Genomic DNA, 17,373 nt, shown 5'->3' on the forward strand with positions numbered 1-17,373 from the left:
TAAGCACCTATCTTTTCAAGGATTATCCATTATATTTATATTTGCCTGATAACACCTTAATATGAAGTAAAATTAAGGATAAGGCAAGCTTTGAGGTTGGCTATGGTTCCCATCACTCGTAAACCAGCACTCGAACAAGTTGATCCGCCGCGATCGCCACGAGAAACATTGCCCACAATGTACGATCTACCCAGTGAAAATCCAGAGGAGCCTGGTTTGCCTGACGAGTTTCACGATCTCCAGCCTCAATTGCTCAGTCGCACTCTCCGGTTGAGTGGTTACACTCGCGAGAATTGTTTTACTGCCTCTGACCTCAACCTCTACTATGATGTCAACCATCCGCTTTGGTATAAGCGTCCTGACTGGTTTTTAGCGGTAGATGTGCCTCGTTTGTATGATGGCAAAGATCTGCGGCGGAGTTATGTCATCTGGCAAGAAGGCAAAAGTCCGTATGTAGCGATTGAGTTTTTGTCTCCTGGCACTGGGGTTGAAGATTTGGGACGCTTTTACAATGAAACCTCTGGAGTGGTGAATGCAGAATCAGCGACTCCAGCAGGCAATTTAATGGAAAATGCTCTGGAACCCACTGCAACCAAACCACCTACCAAGCTAGAGATATATGAGCGATATTTGCGGATTCCTCACTACCTCGTGTATAGCCGCTATACTCAACGGTTGCGCTATTTCAAACTGGATGGGGGACAGTATCAGGAGCAGTCGCTTAGTCTAGAGAACGCGATCGCCTGGTTAGCTGATTTAGAAATTGGTTTAGGAGTTTGGGAAGGGATGTTTGAAGATGTCCCAGGTTATTGGTTGCGCTGGTGCGATGATGCAGGCAATTGGTTTTTAACCGATACGGAGCAGGAGCGAGTGGCAAGGGAACAAGCTCAGACGCAGTTGCTACAAGCTGCCCGAAATTTATTAGCAACGGGCATGGAGATTGCACAAGTCGCTAAAATACTGGGGCTATCAGAGGTGCAAGTAGAGGCTGTTCAATCGTCACATTGAGCATGGAGCGATCGCTAGTCATTCAGCTTCAAGAATTGCTTTAACGCTCAAAGACATTGCGATCGCTTCAGTAAGGTTTTGGAGCAATTGAGCAGGAGCGATATACCTAGGGTACGCCACGCGATCGCTGGCGCTGCTGCTCTTCAGATCGCGCTCTTCATTGGAATACTCAAGAGTAGGAAGACGTTTGCCAAAATTTAACTAATTGCACCGGGGTTAAGATTACAATGCCATCTCTCTCCTTTGATGCTTATCTAAAGTCAATTCAAAAGAACCTGCAAAAAGGAAGTGAGCGCAGCCATTACCCAGCATTAAAAGATTTGCTGGATGATCCGAAGAATGGAATTGACGCGGTGATTGAAGAAAAAGGCAACAAAGCAGGGATTCCAGACTTTACGGTAAAGCGGCGAGACTTGCTGGTGGGTTATGTGGAAGCCAAAGATATTGGGCTAGATCTGGATCAGATTGAAAAATCGGAGCAATTGCAGCGATATCTAGAAGCGTTTCCCAATTTAGTATTAACCAATTATCTAGAGTTTCGCTGGTATGTGAACGGGAAGCGCAGACTTAAGGAGATATTGGCACGCAACGATAATACACTGCAAGTAAAGGATGCTGACAAGGTTGCTGCACTGTTGGATCAGTTTCTCAGCTATACAGGCGAGATCATCAGCAGTCCTGAAGACTTAGCGCGACAGATGGCGAGGTTAACTAAGGCGATTCGGTTAGCAACTGAAACGGCTCTGAGCCTAGAGAAATCTGAGGGAGAATTGCATCAATTAAAGCAGGGCTTTAGTGAGGTGTTGCTACCCAATTTGACTGATGCTGACTTTTCAGATATGTATGCTCAGACAATTTCCTATGGGCTATTTGCAGCAAGAGTCGGTCATGCTCAAAATCCGGGGGGTGAGACGTTTACCCGTCGCACAGCAGGAACTTATATTCCAGCAACCAACCCATTTTTGAAGCGGTTGTTTAATACCATTGTGGAAACTGATGCTGTTAGCCAGATTGATTGGGCGATCGATGATCTGGTGCAATTGCTGTCTCAGGTAGATATGGGCAGTATTTTAGAAAACTTTGGGCAGCGTACTCGTCAAGAAGATCCAGTTGTGCATTTTTACGAGACGTTTTTGGCGGCGTATAATGCAGCTTTGCGAAAGAGTAGAGGCGTTTATTACACACCGGAACCTGTGGTGTCTTTTATTGTGCGTTCTGTTGATGCCATTCTTAAAGATCGCTTTGATTTGCCGTTGGGTTTAGCTGATAACGCCAAAGATCCGGTGACGCAAAAGCCGAGAGTGCAAATTCTTGACCCTGCAACGGGGACTGGTACGTTTTTGTATGAAGTTGTAAAGCAAATTTATCGCAATCTAGAAGAAATTGGCATGGCGAATCAGTGGGATAGCTATGTGCAAGATAATTTGCTCAATCGGTTGTTTGGCTTTGAGTTGTTGATGGCTCCCTATGCGATCGCTCATCTTAAGCTAGGTCTACAATTAAAAGAACTGGGTTATCAATTTAAGGGCAAACAGCGATTAGGAATTTACCTTACGAATACGTTAGATGAAGCTTTAAAAAAATCAGAGATTTTGTTTGGTCAGTTTGTTGCACAAGAAGCAAATGAAGCCTCAACGGTGAAGCGAGATACACCTGTAATGGTAGTGTTAGGCAATCCGCCTTATTCTGGACATTCGGCAAATAAAAGTGAGTGGATTGCAGGCTTAGTTAAAGATTATTACTATGTGGATGGTCTACCATTAGGTGAAAGAAATTCCAAATGGTTGCAGGATGACTATGTGAAATTTATTCGCTTTGGTCAGTGGCGAATCGATCGCACAGGTTCTGGAATTCTGGCGTTTATTACTAATCATGGTTATCTGGATAATCCCACATTTCGGGGAATGCGCCAGAGTTTAGAGAAAACATTTGACGAGATTTATCTGATGGATTTGCATGGTAACAGCCGCAAAAAAGAAGTTGCCCCGGATGGTTCACCGGATAAAAACGTGTTTGATATTCAGCAAGGGGTGGCAGTGGCTATTATGGTCAAATATCCAAAGGAGAGAGCAAGATGAAACGAGTTCAGCAGTTTACGGCAATTATTGAGCGTGAAGGCGATGGCTATGTATCGTTGTGTCCTGAACTAGATATTGCCAGCCAGGGTAATTCTGTAGAAGAAGCAAAAAATAATTTGGTTGAAGCGCTACAACTATTTTTTGAATTGGCAGATCCTTCAGAAATACAGAATCGCTTACATACAGAAGTCTTTGTAACTCAGTTGGAGGTTGCAATTGGGTAAGCTGCGCGTTTTCTCAGGTCGAGAAGTGTGCCAAATTCTGGCATCCCATAACTTTATAGAGGTGCGGCAACGGGGTAGTCATATCATTATGCAACTAAAGACTGAAGAAACAACGATTACTGTACCTGTTCCTAATTATGCAGAACTAAAGATTGGAACATTGCAATCCATTATTCGACAATCAGGATTACCCCGTCATCTTTTTGAGGTTATTTAATGGCTAAGATTTATCATGCTGATCTGTGGGGTTCACGAGAGGATAAATATCGCTATCTTCAAGACCATGATGTAACCACGATTGAATGGACAGAAGTCTTTCCTCAATCACCGTTCTATCTTTTCACACCTCAAGACAAAGATTTGCGTACAGAATACGAGGTGGGCTGGAAAATTACAGAAATAATGCCAGTCAATTCAACAGGAGTCAAAACTCACCGAGATCATTTTGTATTTGATTTTGATTTATCAGAACTCCGCAAGCGAATAGATAAATTTAGAGACTTAAATATTTCAGATCAAGCAATTAGTGAAGCCTATGAGCTTCAAGATACGAGAGATTGGAACTTAAGCCAAAGGCGAAGATCGCTCAAGTCAAATTTTGATTGGGAAAGCCATTTTACACAATGTCTTTACCGTCCATTTGACTGGAGAGCTTATTACCATCATGAAGATGTAGTCGAACTTCCTAGAAATGAGGTTACATGTCACCTTCTCATAGGAGAAAACTTGAGCTTAATGTACAACTCGTCAAGTTAATGGTGAATTTAGACATACATTTTGTACTAAATATTCTGTAACAGACTGCACAGTTTCAGTAGCTACACGGGAACGGACTTATCTTTTTCCTCTCTACCTATATCCTGATAATCGGAATGAACAAGTTAGCTTATTTACAGAAAAAGCTATAAACTTAGTCCCAGGCTTTCTGAGTACAATTCGAGAAAAACTTGGCGATATTCCCACACCAGAAGCCATCTTTTACTATATTTACGCCATCTTCCATAGTCCCACCTATCGCCAACGCTACGCAGAGTTTCTCAAAATCGACTTTCCCCGTGTGCCATTGACCAGCAACGATCAACTATTTAAAGATTTGGGTGCAAAAGGTCAGGAATTAGTAGACCTACACCTGATGAAATCGAAAAAACTCAATAAACTGATTACTAAAATGGGTGGCGATGGTGACAATGCTGTTACTGAAGTTATCTACAAACCCACAGAACAGCGTGTTTATATCAACAAAGACCGCTACTTTGAAGGCATCACCCCTGATGTGTGGGAATTTAAGATCGGTGGTTATCAAGTATTAGACAAATGGCTAAAAGATCGTAAAAAAGCCAGACGCACTTTATCTTTTGATGATGTGTTGCACTATCAAAAAATAGTAGTTGCGCTTAAAGAAACCATGCAACTAATGGTAGAAATTGATCAATTGATTCCCAGCTTTCCGATTGAGTAGAACTTGATAACCCAACATTCATGGGTTATGGCTTCGTAGCGCACCATAAAATAGTTTAGCTTTGACCACCGAACACACAGCCATGTCTTCAGTAGGTGTAGAAAGCAAGCGATCGCGCACCGAGGTTGAACGACTATTCAAATACATCACACAAACATTCGTATCCAACAGGTAACGCATTCCTAGTCAAACGCTCCAGCAAGGTCATCATCAAGAGCTTCTGCGATCCCCTGGTCATCAAGAATAATCGGGTCATCTGCACAGATGCCATAGAGAGATTCTAATGATGCTTCAATAGTCGTTAACGATGGAACAGGCTGATAAATTACCATTACTTCTACATCCTGCTCTCTTATCCCGACGGGAATCTCAAGATGGAGAATGCCATCTTGTCCAATGTGCTGCCGTACCTTAATGCTCTCCATCGTTGCTGGCTCCGTGCTTACAACCTAGAACCCCAATACACCCAAAAACAGGGGCAATACATTGCCTTCATCTACTATTACACCAAACTCAACGGCTATCCACGCAGAGAGAAGCTCTCAACTAGATATACAATAGCGAATAGTGTAGTTATTGCGTGGCTCTTGCTGTGGCAACTATCACGATTGAAATTCCAGACGACCTCTCAGAACAACTGACCCAATTAGGCGATCGCTTGCCAGAATTATTGCGGCAGTGCGTTCAGCAGGGAGTCCTTCCCGCCCATGTCTATCGCTACATTCTGGACTTTCTAACAAGTCAGCCAACCCCAGAACAAATAGCCGCCTTTCGCCCCACACCTGAAATGCAAGAGCGGCTCAGTACGTTACTTACCAAAAATCAAAGCGGCAATATCACACCAACTGAGATTGCAGAACTCAACGAGTATGAGCGAATTGAACATCTCGCGATCATGCTAAAGCTTGGCAACTTGCCTTATCTCACGCGCCCCTCTAACTCGTGACATACATATCTGAATCCCTACGCCGTTTGGTTCAAGAGCGAGCCGGATATTGCTGTGAATACTGCCAAATTCCAGCAGATGTTAGCTTCTATGCCCATGAAGTAGATCATGTTATTGCCCTCAAGCATGGCGGTGAAACCATTGCTGAAAATTTAGCCTATGCCTGCTGGCGGTGTAACCGATACAAAGGAACTGATCTTGGCTCTTTTGATCCACAAACCAACGAATTTAGTTTTTTGTACAATCCCCGCACTCAACAATGGAGCGAACATTTCTCCTTAAGAGATGACGAAATCGTTGGCTTAACCCCACCAGGAAGAACAACTGTGCAACTTCTTGGATTCAATAGCGTTGAGCGTTGTGCAGAACGTAGACGAGCAGAGGAAAGTAAAAAAATTGAATGAACTAACCAGCAATGCTCTTGCTCTGTAACTTCCAATTCCTCAAATCTGTGCCGCACATCTACCAAGGCAGTACTTCTCCATTAGCGTGCCAAAAAGTGCCTGTATTCTCCAGCGTTAACTCATCAATCCGAGACAACAAACCCTTCACCGAATCTTCCGGCGTAATGCCACCAGCAGTAAAGTTCGTCATGCGGGTTTGAACTAACCCTGGATGCAGAATCGCCACTGCAATTTTACGCGGTTTGAGATCAATAGACAGGGATTTGCCTGCCATCGATAACGCCACTTTAGACATCCGGTAGCCATAGGAACTGCCAGAGGTATTATCTGCGATCGCTCCCATCCGACTCGTCATCAACACGATCTTGGAGCCTGCTTTGAGAAGTGGCAATAGCGCATGAGTTACTCGTAAAGCCCCCAAAGCATTCACCTCAAACTGTTCCCGAATGCTCTCAAAATCCAAGTCTTCCAGCGTCACGCGCTTGATAATTCCGGCATTGTTAATCAGAACATCAATCCTAGTGTCACCCAGGCGATCGCGTAAAGAAGCAACCGAAGCATCAGAGGTAATATCAATCCCTTCCTCAACATGCACCCCTAGCTGCTTCAATTCCTCAGAAGCAGTGCGACAAATGGCAATAACAACATTACCCCGCGCTTGTAGTTGACGACAGTATTCATAACCAATGCCCCGATTAGCGCCCGTAACCAGATAAATTGCCATGCGAACTCCAACGTCTTAATTAGAGGGACATCCCTAGACACTCATAGCCTATCGGAAACTGTCGCTTACCATCCTGCTCCAGAATGCTGCCGCGTGCTACGATCGTCCGATCAAAATCCCAGGTGAGGATCTGTTGAATTGACTGCTTTAGCGCTCATCCTCCGACTTTCAAGCAGGGAATGAGCTTAAGGTGTTTCAATTTTCCACATTTTTCGAGGATTGTCAGGTCGAGAATGACTTGTAGCCCAATATTTGGAAGTAGAATCCTTTTCGGGCAAGGAGTTCAGGATGGGTGCCTTCCTCGACGATCTCGCCCTCCTGCATCACAAAAATGCGATCGCAGTCTACGGCAGTTTCGAGTCGGTGCGTGACCAAGATCATGGTTCTCAGGCGGCGTAGACGCTGGAGGGCTTCTATCACCCACTGCTTTCAAATCAGCGAACTCGTGGGTTCGTCGAGGATGAGTATAAGAGAGTTAGTGACCAGCGCCCACGCGATCGCTAAATTCTGCCGCTGTCCGCCCGATAGGTTCTGACCGCCCAGTAGGGTATCGTACTGCTTCGGCAAGGTTTCGATGAACTCAGCCACCCAGGAACCGAGGCTGTTGTAACTGTTATGACGGCAACATTGGCGTATACATCTGCCGTCTTATGGGATTGTATCGGCTAGTAATAGAGTTTTTGTCCTGCCTGAACCACATACCTATCTATATGAAAAATCTCAACCAGTTGTCTTGGAAAAACGCGATCGCTCTAGCTGTTATGGCAATTGCCACTGGCGCGATCGCTACACTCCCATTAACAGCCCAATCCTCAACCCAACCCAACTCAACAACACCAACAACCTCTAACTCCCAAAGAGATTTTGAGCAAATCTACGGTTTACGCGGGCATCAAAACGATGTTACTTTTCTGACCTTTAATACCAATGGTCAAATCTTGGTCAGCCATAGCCCTGGTGAGGCAATCAAGCTGTGGAACCTCAAGACGGGTAAGCTGCTGCGTACCCTCAATGAAAAAGTATATGCCGCAGGTGTCGTTGCGATTACTCCTGATGCCCAAACCTTGGTGACTGTTGACAGTAAGGCACAAATTAATGATAAAACAATTAAGGTGTGGAACCTGAAAACTAATAAACTTCTCTACACCTTAAAAGGGCATTCACAACAGGTCAATCGCCTTGAAATTGCTGCGGATGGGCGAACTTTAGTAAGTGCCAGCGATGACAAGAAAGTGTTGGTGTGGAACCTCAAAACAGGCAAACTGCTACAGACTATCAATCCACAATCAACGCCGATTCGGTCAATTGCCCTCAGCCCAAACGGACAGATGCTTGCGACTGGTGGTGGAGATAATGTAGATCAAAATACCAGTAAGGACACCAGCATTAAGCTATGGGATATCAAGACGGGAAAACTGCTGGGTACTCTCGAAGGACATACTAGCCCAATTGGTTCTATTGCGATCGCTCCCGATGGGCAGACTCTTGTGAGTGTGGCAGATTCCATCAAGATATGGAACCTGAGAACAAAGCAGCTTCTCCACACGATACCCGAAGGTTTCGGTTCCATTTCAATTAGCGCTGATGGGCAGAAGCTGGTTGCTACTTCTTGGGATAATTCGGTCAAGTTGTGGAATTTGCGGACTGGAGGGCTACTTAAAACGCTGTTTAAGGCTTCCATTAACGACCAAACTCTTGGTCGCATATACGCAAGCAGCATTGCCTTTAGTCCAGATGGCAAAACTCTTGCGATTGGTTCTGGGGGTGGTTTGTCAGGTTTTGGAATCAGTGTTTTGCGCGGGTCTTTTTGAAGTACCAGCCACCTTTTGGGAAGTTACCGTCATCTAGAGCAATATTATCAAAAGGGCGTTTTTGCTTGGAGATGGAGAGTTTCTCCAGATTGCGGATGCACAAAGCGAAGTTCTCTGGCGTGCAGATGTAACCGACTGGCAGTTGCACGACATCCATAAAGGCGATCGCCCAATATAATTACCCCAAGTCCTCGCGGTGAGGCAGCGTGAACTCGTAGCTGATGGGTGCGTCCGGTTAGGGGGATAAACTCTATGCGAGTCCAGTCTCCTTCCCTGGCGATAACTTGGAAGCGAGTCAAGCTAGCTTTACCCCGTTCATCGACTTTCTGATAGGGGCGATTTTCCGGATCTCCCCATAAAGGGAGTGCGATCGCACCTTGCTCAATTGTCACAGAACCGGAAAGTAGGGCTTCATAAACCTTGTGAACTTGGCGCTGCTGAAACTGCTGACTCAGTTGGCGATGGGTTTGGCGATCGCGTGCCAGCAAGAGAATACCAGATGTTTCTCGATCCAGGCGATGCACAGATGCGATCGCCATGCCATCTGGCAACAGATGACGCAAGCGACTGAGGACACTATCAAAGCTGTCGCGATAACGACCAGGTACTGATAGTAACCCTGCGGGTTTGTTCACCGCAATCAGCCATTCATCTTCATAAAGAATGGGTAGCGATCGCGTCAGCGTTGCGTAGATCGCCGACATCCTAAAGGGTGCGGCTATACAGACTAAGCCTGCCTCCGCAGGCTGGGATATTTGCCAGCCCACGCAGGCGGGCTTCGTTTGTATAGCCCCAGGCTTATAGCCTGTGGGCATCTGAGGCAAGCCCGACAGCAGAAACCCCATCAATGGCTGACAGCGTTCCGCACAGGCTCCATAAAATTCTCCCTGAATTTTGTCCCCAGAGGACGACCCCCACCAAAACTCTGCCATTGCCAGTGGTTTAAGTCCATGTGTTGCCGCATAGTGCAGCAGCTTGGGGGCACAACAGTCTCCGGTTCCAGTGGGCATAGAGCCTCCTGGCATCAATTGCTGCAATGATAGAGACTGCCCGAAAAAATTAGTTAGGCTGTATGCCGCGTGCATCTGAGTCTGCAATTGGCGGGATAGTTCTTTACGCTGTTGTTTTAATTCCCAAATTCGCGATTGGGTTGCTTCAATCAGTTGCTTAATTGGCTGCAACACTTCATTCTGCTGACGTTTGAGTATTCGTCGCTCAATTCCATGCCGACGACTTTCTTCGTCAAGTTCTTCGAGGGCAATTGTTAGCGCTTCTCCAGTCAGTGTTTCGCAGAGTATCTGACGTTTTCGGTGTCGTTGCTGCTTGCAATCTCGATGGCGATCGCTCATTTCTTGCAACTGCTGTTCAAACTTGCGAGAGTGCGTTTCGTACTGCTGCCGTTCTTTTAGTTGCTTTAGGGTAATCAGTTCCTGCTTAATCGCCTCCAGTTTGGCTAAGGTGCGGGCTTCTTCTAGGGCAACTTCGTCTCGTCCCGGAATTGGCGGCACCCAGAGAGCGATCGCGCTATTACCATTCAGAAGACCGGAGAAAGCTTTGAGTACCCGTTGTTCGCCATTCGGTAGTTCAACTAACAATATCCCATACATCTTGCCTTCATCGGAATAACGGTGATTGTTGGCAAGGTGTTGCATTAAATCATAAGCGATCGCTTCTGCTTGCTGAGTGCGGGGTAGTCTCAGTAATTCCCCACTTTGAGGACAACGCCCTTCATAGTAATAGTTTTGAATACCTTTAGCAACCTTTATAGATAGTCTCTTGCGGGTATCCATTATTTTCCTCTGCACTTGTGATTACTCCAGCAATACCTACAACAAAAAAAACCACAATCAGAATCTGCCATGCGATCGAGAGCTTTTGCAGTTCGATGTGTACCACTCTGTCATATTGCCACCGCAGCACTAGCAGTCTTACTGATGAATTTACAGTCACTCACCAGAGCTGATTGAGACATTGACTTATCTGATGTAGCTCTAGAGACTAGATTATACAATCGGAAGAGCGATCGCAAACTCTGTACCTCTTCCCAATTCAGAATTTACTTCGATAGTTCCTTCGTGCTTTTCAACAATAATTTGATGAGCGATCGTCAGTCCTAGACCCGTTCCTTTTCCCACGGGTTTAGTCGTGAATAGATGATCGAAGATACGTTGCTTGACATCTTTCGTCATCCCCATCCCATTATCTACAATCCGGATTGCAATCTGCTGTTCATCTTTCATTTCGGTTTGAACTATAATTTGGTTGGGATTTGCTTTAATCGCTTCATAGCTGTGCCCCAGGTTCCCTTCTTCCAAAGCATCGATTGCATTTGCCAAAATATTCATAAATACCTGATTGAGTTGCCCTAAATAACACTCAACTTTAGGAATTTGACCATAATTTTTAATTACCTGAATTGCCGGACGATGTTCTTGAGCCTTCAAACGATGTTGCAAAATCATCAGGGTACTCTCAAGTCCCTCATGGATGTTAACTGATACCTTGAAATCTACATCAGCACGCGAGAATGTTCTGAGTGATGTACTAATGTTGCGAATTCGATCGATTCCTGTCTGCATAGATAAGAACATTTTGGGTAAATCGTCTAGAAGATATTCAATATCAATCTCTTCAGCTTTTTGTTCAATTTCTATGCCAGGATTAGGGAACTTGGTTTGATAAAGACGTATATAATCGACCGCATCTTTAACAGCAAGAGTAGCTTGCTCTAGATTGCCAGTAATACAACCAACTGGATTATTAATTTCATGAGCGATACCAGCAACCAACTGACCAATTGTAGACAGTTTTTCATTTTGAATTAACTGCAATTGCGTTTTCTTTAATTCTTGCAGGGTGCAGGTTAATTCAGATGTGCGTTTTTGAACAACTTGCTCAAGTTCTTGTTTTTGTTGTTCGAGTTCCAAGCTCAAACGCCGAATTTTTAAGTGGGTTTGAATCCGGGCAAGTGCTTCTTCTTGGCGAAACGGTTTTGTAATATAGTCTACTGCCCCTAAATGTAACCCCTTCACTTTGTCTGTGGTATCAGTCAGCGCCGTCATGAAAATCACTGGAATGTTTTTTGTAGACGGATCTGTCTGCAATTTACGGCAGGTTTCAAATCCATCAATTCCTGGCATCTGAACATCTAGTAAAATCAAGTCTGGCGGATAATTCTTGGCTTGCTCAATTCCACTAAGACCATCCATTTCCACCAAAACTTCATAGCCAGACGAACCCAAAGCATTATGCAATAATTCTAGATTGGTTGGATTATCATCAATTACTAAAATAATTTCGTTACCGGCATTGCCTGACATTGTTTAATTGCTCCTGCGGTCGAATTCTGGTGTATTTATAGATGGGCAAATTACTCCGCCTTTTCCTGAAGAAATTGGCGAATTTTCTGAATATTAAATTCTTTCACTAACGAACTTAATTTGTTGACAAACGGCTGATAGTTTTCATCTAGTTGGGCAAGTCGTTCCAGTTCTTTTTGGATGCCTTTGATTTGTCCTCGCTTGGCATATTCCAGTAGGTCTGACAGTTCAGATAGGGGTGGCACAGCGAGTTCGGTTGAGGTTGCGATCGCGCTTTCAATCGGTTTTGCCTCAGCATAGATCCAGTCCAGTTGCAGATGTTTTGCCAAGAGGCGATATAACTCCTCGACTTGCACGGGTTTAGCCAGAAAATCGTTGCCGCCTGCTGCAAGGCTTTTCTGGCGATCGGCATCATACACGCTTGCCGATGACACAACGATTGGCACATCCTTCAACGTTTCTGACTGGCGCACCAGCGCGAGAAAATCCCAACCATTCATGATAGGCATGAGCAGGTCAGTAATAATCAAATCCGGTTGAACCCGATCCGCCTTCTCCAACCCTTCCTGTCCATTGCTGGCTTCAATGACAGTGAATCCCAACGGTTGTAGCAAGTTAACAATCACCGAGCGATTTTCCCATCGATCGTCCACAATCAAAATGCTTCGGCGATCGCCTGTATAACCAGCAATCCGTCCAGTGGTAACTGTGTTAGTTACTATCCAGTTCGTCGCTAAAGAACACTCGATCTCAAACTCAAACGTACTACCAACTTTCGGTAAGCTCTTAACGTGGATGTCCCCTCCCATTATCTCGACAATTTTTTTGGTGATCGCAAGTCCCAATCCAGTCCCCTCCGCTTGTCGCTTGGTATCACCAACCTGCTCGAAGGGGAGGAAAATTTGCTCTAGTTGTTGTGGTAACATCCCAATGCCAGTGTCTTCAACAGCAAAGCGAAGCTGAGTGAACGATGGTTGCTGCGAATTTTCAGTCACCTCCACTCGTAATGTCACGCTACCGGAGTCGGTGAATTTGATAGCATTGCCCAAGAGGTTCAGCAGCACTTGTCGCAAGCGTTTCTCGTCGGTGGCGATCGCAGTCGGCAAATTAGCGGGTGGCTGATAAATGAACTGAATGCCTTTTTGCTCGGCGCGGATGCGGCAAATCTCCTCGACTCCTTGCAGGAAGGCAGGTAGATGTAAATCGCTCAGATGCAGTTCCATCTTACGTGCTTCGATTTTGGAAAGATCGAGTACGTCTTCGATCAGCGTTAGCAAATGAGAGCCGCAATTATAGATGATGTCGATGCCGTGTTGTTGCTGTTCGGTAAGATTGGGGGCAGCAGAAAGAACTTGAGCATACCCCAGGACACCGTTGAGAGGGGTGCGTAATTCGTGGCTCATGTTGGCAAGAAATTCACTTTTAGCTTGGTTGGCAACTTCGGCAGAATTTTTCGCCTCATTGAGTTCAGTCGTCCGTTCTTCAACTCGTTGCTCCAATTCATCATTCGCTTGCCGGAGTTTTCTTTCTGCCTTGCGGTTTTCATTCGTCACCGCAGAGATGACAAATGTGGTGATCGCAATGACACAAATAAACGATTGCAGCAGGATAAGCGATTCGTTGGGCGAAGCTTGTTTGGCGAACGAGCCGAAGCCGCGAACGGTTCCAAAAACTGCGATCGCTGACACAATTAGCACGAGTAGCGTTGATACCCGCGCTTCAAACCGAAATGCCGACCAAATCAGTGGGGGAATTACCATGTATTCGATTGGGTATCCTCCCGAAAAAGCTATCTGATCGAGCGCTATTACCCAGACCAATACAAATACAAACTCTATAATTTGTTGCTTGTCGAATTTTTTTTGAAGTTCAGATTTTTGCAACCATGCCAGTAATAGGGGTGTAACGACCAAAATGCCCGTGCTGTCTGATGCCAACCAGGTTCGACACACTTCTGCAAATGCTGCCCAGGGCGCAATCCCACTTGTGCAAAGCGTGACAGCAGCTAGGAGGGAACTGATCAGGGGGGTGGGTATGGTCAGGATGATAAATTTAAAAACATCTTGCGATCGCTCTAAAAAATTGTGGCGTTTGATGAAGCGATTAATTAAAAAAGTTCCGGTGAATGGGGTGATCAGGTTGACAGCGGGAATAATAAGACTGATTAAAAGATTGTTCGGGAAAAAAAGAATATGGCTAACAATGAAATCACTCACAAATAAGATCGGCCAGACGCGATAGCCCAGTAGCAGCATCGCTGCCAAAAAGACACCGAGTGAAGGCCAAAATACGGAGGCACCATTGACAAATGTCGTGGATAATCCGACATATCCCAAATAGAGGTGAACAATCGGAATTACCAGCGCTGCTATCAAATAAGTGCGATCGAGTTTAACTGGGAACTTCTGCTTTATCGCCATCGGCTGCATTTCATGTCTCCGCGCACATACCATAAGAGCAGCAAATCTCCAGAAAGGCTGCTACCCTTATAGTTCCCAAATTGAATTTGAAGTTAACAGCGGGTGAGATCGAGTTGGGCTAAGCCAGAAATTTCGATTGGGGCTAAGGCAAATATACCTGGCGATGTTCGTAATCGCGGCTACACAAACTCTCGTCCGGATGGTGCGCGGACTATTGAAACCCGCTGGCGTCGGGTTTAGTCTGCGTAGATACGAATTTTATTCGCCCTTTTATATAAGCATTGGAATACTCCCGATGAGTCCTACCCTCTGAACCGATAAGTTAACTGCGCGAATGTTGGACGCGATCGCTTATCTAACGGTTACACTCAAGATCAAAGCGCTCATCCCCCAGACTTGAAAAAACTGGCGAAATAACACTTCACGCGCTGATTGTTCCGCCGCTCTTGGGAAATGATGTTGTAGGCGATCGCAATGATACGATCAAGGCGACTGTCTACGGCACGCTACGCGAACTGACTCTTTCTGTGCAACGCGCGAACTGACAGGTCGGCGCAACGCTATCGCACTATACTAGGATATGCATCGAACCTTCATCCCCGGCATTGCTCCACCTCCAGTACAATCTGAACCTGCGTGGTGGTTCGCCTTTGTCGGTAATCAGCTGTTGGTTCGACTGGAAGGGAGTCTCACCACAATTCCCAACCTGATCAGTCTGGCAGAGATTGGCTTAATACCCGTGCGAACTGACAAGTCAGCGCAACGCGCGATCGCAATTTCTCGGCACCCTAGACGATAAACCTTTTCTGCATAGGCGATCGCCTCATCCGATAGCTCAATCACAAGTGCATCAACATCTTTGCTGTATTTAACTGCTTTCATAACGACTCCTCCTGCCTGGATAAAGTGTAATTACTAAAATGAATGCCTCGTATTCAAGGGTAGACAACCCGTAACACCAGATTCTCATTCAACTGTTTTTGTGCTATGACTTTTTCTCCTTCTCCGGGTTCTCGTCTATCAGGAAACCGAATGGTTTGAACTATAAACTCCTGAGCAATAGCAATTCCCCGTTCACTTAAGAGGTCAATTTTTAACAGGGCGTGGTCACTGAAACGGATTTTCTTTGACATGGTTATAACCCGATAACTCAACACCTAATGCGGCAATTTGTTGGTTCATCCAGGCAGTTGCAGTGGCTTCATTTGTCTTAATTACCCGTTCCACTCCTGTCTTCGTAATCTTTAGCTATTGCTTACTTCCGCTGACTCAAACTCAACCTTGTCATATATATCTGCCAGCGATATTTGAAATGGAATAGAGTTTAGAGATACCGTTTCATTGGTATCGTCATACTCGGAAAATGTCCAGCGTTTTTGCTCGGTTTTGAAGTATTGCTCAATGTGCATGGTGTACTGGTCAATTAATAGATACTCCTGAAAACTTGGAATAGTTCTATAAGCAGCAAATTTTGCATCTTTGTCATAGCTTCTGGTGGACGCAGACAACACTTCAGCTATCATTAGCGGATTGGTAATGGTGTCTCCTCGTCCTTCTTGCAATTGCAACTCACCTTGAACTATCATCACATCAGGATAAGTATAGATGCGTTTTCTAGGAATCCAGAGTCGTTGATCGGTGATAAATACTCGATAAGGTTGACGTTTGAGCGCAAAATTCAACGCCGCGTAAAAGTTGCCAGTAATTTGATTATGATTCGGGGTTCCACCAGTCATTAGGAAAATTTCACCGTTGATATATTCATGCCGTTCTTCTGAGTTAACCTCAAACTCAAGGTACTCTTCAGGTGTGTAAACTTTTTTATCTTCAGCTTGCATAATCATTTAATTTCAACTCCCAATGCTTCAAGTTGTTGGTTCATCCATGTAGTTGCAGTGGCTTCATCGGTTTCAATTGCCTGTTCCACTCCTGTTTTAGCAATTTCTCGCAACAAAGCGATCGCTCTCACTGTTTATCCTTTACATCCAGAGCGTGCGATAGCGAAGCGCTGACTTGTCAGTTCGCTCCCACCGTTCATTACAAATAGGTAGGTGAACACGCCTCCGTTGTTTCCTTACCCCTGATAAACTATGGAACAGCTTACTCAGATGGACTTTGAATGATTCTCATCATCCGCGATCGCGCTACCAAGGCGCAAATTGATGAAATGCTGGAGGCGCATGGTTTCTACATTAAACTAGCAGTAGATATCGAGCATGGAATTCTTGCTGGTGGTGGGGAGCTTCATGCGGATTGCGAAGCGGTGTTGCTGGAAGATGGGAGTACGCAGGAAAATATATGGGGAGCGAGTTGGAACCCATTGACGCAGGAAGTGTTTTATGAATCCCTGATTAATATCCGCCCCCGTCAAAATAATCGCTCAATGGAGATTCTTGACCCAGCATAAGATGAGCAAGTTGCCCAAATAACTCAGGAATTATTAGGAGGCGTATGAAAGATTGGACGGCGAAGCGAGAGCGTTATTTGCGTGAATCTGTACCTACGCGCTTGGGGGAACTCGCTGCAAATTTAGCTCGAATTCGGTCATTTTCTAATAACGACCTGAATCACGATGCAGTTGCCCATTTAATAGAGGAAAGCAAGTTCTTCATCGAGTGGACAGCAATCGATGCTGGAATAGATATTGCAGCAGAGTTAGTTGAGTTACAAGTGCAATTAGCTCGTTGGCAATTAGGTTGGGCAAACATTTGGGCAGATGATGCACAACGAATGAAAGTTGCCCAACAAGCTAAAATTTGGTCAGACCGCGTGTTAGAGATGTCAGGATTGCTGTCTGAGGCAGTTACATCAGCGACTCAAAGCTGAAATTTCATGGAATGACTTATTAAAACTATAGCTGTCGCCAGGTGCATTAGGACATAGACTATGAGGGATGTCGTTGTCGTCTATTTTCAAACTTTTATGGCTAAACCCTACAGCTATGACCTGCGGCAAAAGGTGATTGAAGCGATCGAGCTG

At 45.2% G+C, this 17,373-nt stretch carries 22 protein-coding genes and 2 pseudogenes; 12 read left to right on the top strand and 12 right to left on the bottom strand.

Going from position 1 to position 17,373, the window contains the following annotated elements:
• Window positions 1-102 precede the first annotated feature (102 nt).
• From AC2VDX_RS01120 to AC2VDX_RS01145, 6 genes and pseudogenes are all read left to right on the top strand, one after another.
• Window positions 103-1,008: a Uma2 family endonuclease gene (locus AC2VDX_RS01120; protein ID WP_378173332.1), complete on the top strand. Its 906-nt coding sequence runs from the start codon at window positions 103-105 to the stop codon at window positions 1,006-1,008.
• Between the two features lie 227 nt (window positions 1,009-1,235).
• Window positions 1,236-3,067 (top strand): annotated as a pseudogene (locus AC2VDX_RS01125) (N-6 DNA methylase); the annotation flags it as partial.
• Between the two features lie 15 nt (window positions 3,068-3,082).
• The gene (locus tag AC2VDX_RS01130) at window positions 3,083-3,310 is read left to right on the top strand and encodes a type II toxin-antitoxin system HicB family antitoxin (RefSeq protein ID WP_378173326.1); all 228 of its coding nucleotides are present in this window, start codon (window positions 3,083-3,085) and stop codon (window positions 3,308-3,310) included.
• Window positions 3,303-3,527: a type II toxin-antitoxin system HicA family toxin gene (locus tag AC2VDX_RS01135; protein ID WP_378173324.1), complete on the top strand. Its 225-nt coding sequence runs from the start codon at window positions 3,303-3,305 to the stop codon at window positions 3,525-3,527. Before AC2VDX_RS01130 ends, AC2VDX_RS01135 begins: the two co-directional genes overlap by 8 nt.
• A complete protein-coding gene (locus AC2VDX_RS01140; protein WP_378173321.1) occupies window positions 3,527-4,066 on the top strand; it encodes a type ISP restriction/modification enzyme in 540 nt (179 codons plus the stop codon). Before AC2VDX_RS01135 ends, AC2VDX_RS01140 begins: the two co-directional genes overlap by 1 nt.
• Window positions 4,067-4,121: 55 nt before the next feature.
• Window positions 4,122-4,769: pseudogene (locus AC2VDX_RS01145) on the top strand (type ISP restriction/modification enzyme); the annotation flags it as partial.
• 18 nt (window positions 4,770-4,787) lie between these two features.
• On the opposite strand, the gene AC2VDX_RS01150 reads toward AC2VDX_RS01145, so the two are convergent.
• Both AC2VDX_RS01150 and AC2VDX_RS01155 read right to left on the bottom strand, forming a co-directional pair.
• Window positions 4,788-4,949 (bottom strand): PIN domain-containing protein, encoded by a 162-nt coding sequence (locus AC2VDX_RS01150; protein WP_378173319.1) that lies wholly within the window; start codon window positions 4,947-4,949, stop codon window positions 4,788-4,790.
• Window positions 4,950-4,951: 2 nt separating this feature from the next.
• Complete coding sequence (locus tag AC2VDX_RS01155) at window positions 4,952-5,194, bottom strand: hypothetical protein (protein ID WP_378173316.1); 243 nt, start codon at window positions 5,192-5,194, stop codon at window positions 4,952-4,954.
• Between the two features lie 167 nt (window positions 5,195-5,361).
• On the opposite strand from AC2VDX_RS01155, the gene AC2VDX_RS01160 reads away from it, so the two are divergent.
• On the top strand, window positions 5,362-5,715 hold the full coding sequence (locus AC2VDX_RS01160) for a hypothetical protein (RefSeq protein WP_378173314.1): 354 nt from the start codon (window positions 5,362-5,364) through the stop codon (window positions 5,713-5,715).
• Entirely contained in the window at window positions 5,712-6,119 is a 408-nt protein-coding gene (locus AC2VDX_RS01165) for an HNH endonuclease (protein WP_378173311.1), read from the top strand. The genes AC2VDX_RS01160 and AC2VDX_RS01165 overlap by 4 nt, the downstream gene beginning before the upstream one ends.
• A gap of 58 nt (window positions 6,120-6,177) precedes the next feature.
• Here AC2VDX_RS01165 and AC2VDX_RS01170 read toward each other — a convergent pair whose 3' ends face one another.
• Complete coding sequence (locus AC2VDX_RS01170; RefSeq protein WP_378173309.1) at window positions 6,178-6,843, bottom strand: SDR family oxidoreductase; 666 nt, start codon at window positions 6,841-6,843, stop codon at window positions 6,178-6,180.
• Window positions 6,844-7,272: 429 nt separating this feature from the next.
• Window positions 7,273-7,431 (bottom strand): ATP-binding cassette domain-containing protein, encoded by a 159-nt coding sequence (locus tag AC2VDX_RS01175; RefSeq protein WP_378173306.1) that lies wholly within the window; start codon window positions 7,429-7,431, stop codon window positions 7,273-7,275.
• 122 nt (window positions 7,432-7,553) lie between these two features.
• On the opposite strand from AC2VDX_RS01175, the gene AC2VDX_RS01180 reads away from it, so the two are divergent.
• The gene (locus tag AC2VDX_RS01180; protein WP_378173304.1) at window positions 7,554-8,654 is read left to right on the top strand and encodes a WD40 repeat domain-containing protein; all 1,101 of its coding nucleotides are present in this window, start codon (window positions 7,554-7,556) and stop codon (window positions 8,652-8,654) included.
• A 47-nt stretch (window positions 8,655-8,701) separates the two neighbouring features.
• Here the strand turns inward: AC2VDX_RS01180 and AC2VDX_RS01185 are convergent, their stop codons facing one another.
• Genes AC2VDX_RS01185 through AC2VDX_RS01200 form a run of 4 tightly spaced genes read right to left on the bottom strand, consistent with a single transcriptional unit; the run spans window position 8,702 to window position 14,394 of the window.
• Window positions 8,702-10,444 (bottom strand): RluA family pseudouridine synthase, encoded by a 1,743-nt coding sequence (locus AC2VDX_RS01185; protein ID WP_378173301.1) that lies wholly within the window; start codon window positions 10,442-10,444, stop codon window positions 8,702-8,704.
• Complete coding sequence (locus tag AC2VDX_RS01190; RefSeq protein ID WP_378173299.1) at window positions 10,407-10,604, bottom strand: hypothetical protein; 198 nt, start codon at window positions 10,602-10,604, stop codon at window positions 10,407-10,409. Before AC2VDX_RS01190 ends, AC2VDX_RS01185 begins: the two co-directional genes overlap by 38 nt.
• A gap of 53 nt (window positions 10,605-10,657) precedes the next feature.
• Window positions 10,658-11,974 (bottom strand): hybrid sensor histidine kinase/response regulator, encoded by a 1,317-nt coding sequence (locus AC2VDX_RS01195; RefSeq protein ID WP_378173296.1) that lies wholly within the window; start codon window positions 11,972-11,974, stop codon window positions 10,658-10,660.
• A gap of 50 nt (window positions 11,975-12,024) precedes the next feature.
• Entirely contained in the window at window positions 12,025-14,394 is a 2,370-nt protein-coding gene (locus tag AC2VDX_RS01200; RefSeq protein WP_378173293.1) for an MASE1 domain-containing protein, read from the bottom strand.
• A 102-nt stretch (window positions 14,395-14,496) separates the two neighbouring features.
• Here AC2VDX_RS01200 and AC2VDX_RS01205 point away from each other — a divergent pair, with 102 nt between their 5' ends.
• Window positions 14,497-14,634, top strand: a complete 138-nt coding sequence (locus AC2VDX_RS01205; RefSeq protein WP_378173291.1) for a hypothetical protein — start codon at window positions 14,497-14,499, stop codon at window positions 14,632-14,634.
• 420 nt (window positions 14,635-15,054) lie between these two features.
• Here AC2VDX_RS01205 and AC2VDX_RS01210 read toward each other — a convergent pair whose 3' ends face one another.
• The 4 genes from AC2VDX_RS01210 to AC2VDX_RS01225 all read right to left on the bottom strand — a co-directional run bounded on the left by AC2VDX_RS01210 (window position 15,055) and on the right by AC2VDX_RS01225 (window position 16,363).
• Window positions 15,055-15,276, bottom strand: coding sequence for a hypothetical protein (locus AC2VDX_RS01210; RefSeq protein WP_378173288.1), 222 nt, complete (start codon window positions 15,274-15,276; stop codon window positions 15,055-15,057).
• 53 nt (window positions 15,277-15,329) lie between these two features.
• On the bottom strand, window positions 15,330-15,527 hold the full coding sequence (locus AC2VDX_RS01215; protein ID WP_378173286.1) for a DUF4258 domain-containing protein: 198 nt from the start codon (window positions 15,525-15,527) through the stop codon (window positions 15,330-15,332).
• 111 nt (window positions 15,528-15,638) lie between these two features.
• Complete coding sequence (locus tag AC2VDX_RS01220) at window positions 15,639-16,238, bottom strand: Uma2 family endonuclease (protein WP_378173283.1); 600 nt, start codon at window positions 16,236-16,238, stop codon at window positions 15,639-15,641.
• On the bottom strand, window positions 16,235-16,363 hold the full coding sequence (locus AC2VDX_RS01225; RefSeq protein ID WP_378173281.1) for a hypothetical protein: 129 nt from the start codon (window positions 16,361-16,363) through the stop codon (window positions 16,235-16,237). Before AC2VDX_RS01225 ends, AC2VDX_RS01220 begins: the two co-directional genes overlap by 4 nt.
• A 150-nt stretch (window positions 16,364-16,513) precedes the next feature.
• Between AC2VDX_RS01225 and AC2VDX_RS01230 the strand changes: the two genes are divergently transcribed.
• The gene (locus AC2VDX_RS01230; RefSeq protein ID WP_378173279.1) at window positions 16,514-16,801 is read left to right on the top strand and encodes a DUF5674 family protein; all 288 of its coding nucleotides are present in this window, start codon (window positions 16,514-16,516) and stop codon (window positions 16,799-16,801) included.
• Between the two features lie 44 nt (window positions 16,802-16,845).
• Window positions 16,846-17,220 (top strand): hypothetical protein, encoded by a 375-nt coding sequence (locus AC2VDX_RS01235; protein WP_378173276.1) that lies wholly within the window; start codon window positions 16,846-16,848, stop codon window positions 17,218-17,220.
• The last annotated feature ends 153 nt before the right edge of the window (window positions 17,221-17,373 follow it).

It is taken from the genome of Coleofasciculus sp. H7-1, from assembly GCF_057473865.1.